Origin of the sequence: Ruegeria sp. HKCCA4633 (genome assembly GCF_013034605.1) — a bacterium.
Lineage (GTDB): Bacteria > Pseudomonadota > Alphaproteobacteria > Rhodobacterales > Rhodobacteraceae > Ruegeria.
In genome coordinates this window covers 2,501-6,079 of the sequence record NZ_WQGJ01000018.1, presented here as the reverse complement: position 1 = coordinate 6,079, position 3,579 = coordinate 2,501, and the positions used below count along the sequence as shown (strand labels likewise).

General features: G+C 53.0%; 1 tRNA gene and 2 rRNA genes. All 3 read right to left on the bottom strand.

Annotated features, from left to right (window positions below):
* Positions 1 to 77 (bottom strand) — tRNA-Met (locus GOV85_RS21320).
* Between the two features lie 85 nt (positions 78 to 162).
* Positions 163 to 277: ribosomal RNA gene (rrf, locus tag GOV85_RS21315) — 5S ribosomal RNA — on the bottom strand.
* A gap of 166 nt (positions 278 to 443) precedes the next feature.
* Positions 444 to 3,329, bottom strand: a 23S ribosomal RNA gene (locus tag GOV85_RS21310).
* Between the last annotated feature and the right edge of the window lie 250 nt (positions 3,330 to 3,579).

Genomic DNA, 3,579 nt, shown 5'->3' with positions numbered 1-3,579 from the left:
TGGTTGCGGGGAGAGGATTTGAACCTCTGACCTTCAGGTTATGAGCCTGACGAGCTACCGGACTGCTCCACCCCGCGACGCTTTGGTGTGCCTATTGCCTATTCGGCTACTTGAGGCCAGGTATTATTTTCATCGTTTAGAGAGATTTTGGGCTTTTACTAGGTTTGGCGGTGACCTACTCTCCCGGGGCTTAAGCCCAAGTACCATTGGCGCGGCAGTGCTTAACTTCCGGGTTCGGTATGGGACCGGGTGTTTCACTTGCGCTATGACCACCAAACCGAGGAAAAGCCCTCGGTCGACTTTCTTGCTGTTCAAGAAAGCGACTATGCAGGAGGCAGCGTATTCGCTTGCGAATGCGCGGTCCTGCACGGTTGTGTTAATCAATCAGCGTTGTCCAACTCAAGGTTGGTGTATGCTTTGGTCTTGTCTTTCCATTACTGGATCAAATCAAGCCTATCGGGCGATTAGTACCGGTCAACTGAACGCATTACTGCGCTTACATCTCCGGCCTATTGACGTGGTGGTCTTCCACGGCCCTCAGGGAGACCTTGTTTTGAGGGGGGCTTCCCGCTTAGATGCCTTCAGCGGTTATCCTGTCCGATCATAGCTACCCAGCACTGCCGTTGGCACGACAACTGGTCCACCAGTGGATCGTTCACCCCGGTCCTCTCGTACTAGGGGCAACTCCTCTCAAGTCTCCTACACCCACGGCAGATAGGGACCGAACTGTCTCACGACGTTCTAAACCCAGCTCACGTACCTCTTTAAACGGCGAACAGCCGTACCCTTGGGACCTGCTCCAGCCCCAGGATGAGATGAGCCGACATCGAGGTGCCAAACACTGCCGTCGATATGGACTCTTGGGCAGTATCAGCCTGTTATCCCCGGCGTACCTTTTATCCGTTGAGCGATGGCCCTTCCACTCGGGACCACCGGATCACTATGGCCGTCTTTCGACTCTGCTCGACTTGTCAGTCTTGCAGTCAGGCTGGCTTCTGCCATTGCACTCAACGAGCGATTTCCGACCGCTCTGAGCCAACCTTCGCGCGCCTCCGTTACGCTTTAGGAGGCGACCGCCCCAGTCAAACTACCCGCCACGCAGGGTCCCGGATCCGGATAACGGACCGCGGTTAGACATCAAGAGTGCGAAGGGTGGTATCTCAAGGGAGGCTCCACGGATACTTGCGTTTCCGCTTCAAAGCCTACCACCTATCCTGCACATCACAATCCTGATGCCAGTGCGAAGCTGTAGTAAAGGTGCACGGGGTCTTTCCGTCTAACCGCGGGAAGCCTGCATCTTGACAGGCAATTCAATTTCGCTGAGTCGATGTTGGAGACAGCGGGGAAGTCGTTACGCCATTCGTGCAGGTCGGAACTTACCCGACAAGGAATTTCGCTACCTTAGGACCGTTATAGTTACGGCCGCCGTTTACCTGGGCTTCAATTCAAGGCTCTCACCTCTCCTTTTAACCTTCAGGCACCGGGCAGGCGTCAGACCCTATACGTCGTCTTGCGACTTCGCAGAGCCCTGTGTTTTTAATAAACAGTCGCCACCCCCTGGTTTGTGCCCCCAGCCCCTAGTTGCCTAGGAACCGGGCCTCCTTCTCGCGAACTTACGGAGGTATTTTGCCGAGTTCCTTCAACATCGTTCTCTCAAGCGCCTTGGTATGCTCTACCAGTCCACCTGTGTCGGTTTAGGGTACGGTCTGATGGAGGGCTATTTCCAGGAACTGCTCAGCAGCCCAACCAATCCGATAAGGTTGAACTACACCTGCAATCCGTCACATCCTCCTGGCCTAGGAATATTAACCTAGTTCCCATCGCCTACGCCTTTCGGCCTCGGCTTAGGGGCCGGCTTACCCTGCTCAGATTAGCTTTAAGCAGGAACCCTTGGACTTTCGGCGAGAGTGTCTCTCACACTCTTTGTCGCTACTCATGTCATCATTCTCACTAGTGATCTCTCCACCGGATGGCTCACGCCCCGGCTTCATCGAAAGAACCTATGCCTGCGCTACCGCCTATTCGGCTACTTGAGCGCGATTGCGCGCACCAAATGACCGGCGGTAAAAAAGGCAAGGTTCTATGTCACACTACGCTCTGCTACCGATGCTTACGCATCCCTAGACTTCGGCTCATGGCTTGAGCCCCGTTACATCTTCGCCGCAGGACAACTTATTTAGACCAGTGAGCTGTTACGCTATCTTTAAAGGATGGCTGCTTCTAAGCCAACCTCCTGGTTGTTTTGGTCGTCCCACCTGCTTTCCCACTTAGCCATGAATTGGGGGCCTTAGTCGTAGGTCAGGGTTGTTTCCCTCTCCACTACGGACGTTAGCATCCGCAGTGTGTCTGCCATCTAGTACTCCCGGGTATTCGGAGTTTGGTTAGGATCAGTAAGCCTGTGGGGCCCCATTACCCATCCAGTGCTCTACCCCCCGGGGTATTCGGATGACGCTCTACCTAAATAGATTTCGCAGAGAACCAGCTATCTCCGAGTTTGATTGGCCTTTCACCCCTAGGCACAGCTCATCCCGATCCTTTTCAACGGATGTGGGTTCGGTCCTCCAGTAAGTGTTACCTTACCTTCAACCTGGCCATGCCTAGATCACTCGGTTTCGGGTCTGATCCCACGAACTCATGCGCCCTATTAAGACTCGCTTTCGCTACGCCTACACCTAACGGCTTAAGCTTGCTCGTGAGACCAAGTCGATGACCCATTATACAAAAGGTACGCCGTCAGATCTCGAGGATCCTCCGACTGATTGTAGGCGTTCGGTTTCAGGTACTGTTTCACTCCCCTCGTCGGGGTGCTTTTCACCTTTCCCTCACGGTACTGGTTCGCTATCGGTCAGCAAGGAGTACTTAGCCTTCGAAGGTGGTCCTCCGATCTTCAGACAGAATTTCACGTGTTCCGCCCTACTTAATACGTCCATCAAAGCTTCCTATACGGGGCTGTCACCCGCTATGGCCACGCTTCCCAACGTGTTCTAGTCACTTATCTGGCTCGGCTGGTCCCCGTTCGCTCGCCGCTACTAGGGGAGTATCAATTGATTTCCTTTCCTCCGGGTACTTAGATGTTTCAGTTCCCCGGGTTTGCTCTTAAAACCCTATGTATTCAGGTCTTAAGTACCTGTTTAAACCCCATATTGAGTATCTACTCACAACCAGGTTGTGAGGGGATAACAATATGAAGCTTTCAGGTGGGTTGCCCCATTCAGAAATCCATGGATCAAAGCTTATTCTCAGCTCCCCATGGCTTATCGCAGAGTATCACGTCTTTCATCGCCTCTTGCTGCCAAGGCATTCACCAAACGCCCTTCTCGCGCTTGATTTGATCCAGAAAAAGAAAGACATAACATTTTGCGCTACCGCCTATTCGGCTATTTGAGCACAAGTATGTCCATCGCGATCATCCAGCTAGTAACTAAAGATGATCTTTCTTCTGAACCAAAAGCATACTTTCCCGCCTTCCATCCTGGAACCCGCGCTGCCGATGTCGGTCGGCCCCACGCAGAGGATAGAAGACAATGCATAACCGTTAAGTTATGCGGGTTAGTGTACTTGACTTGGACAACTCTGTTC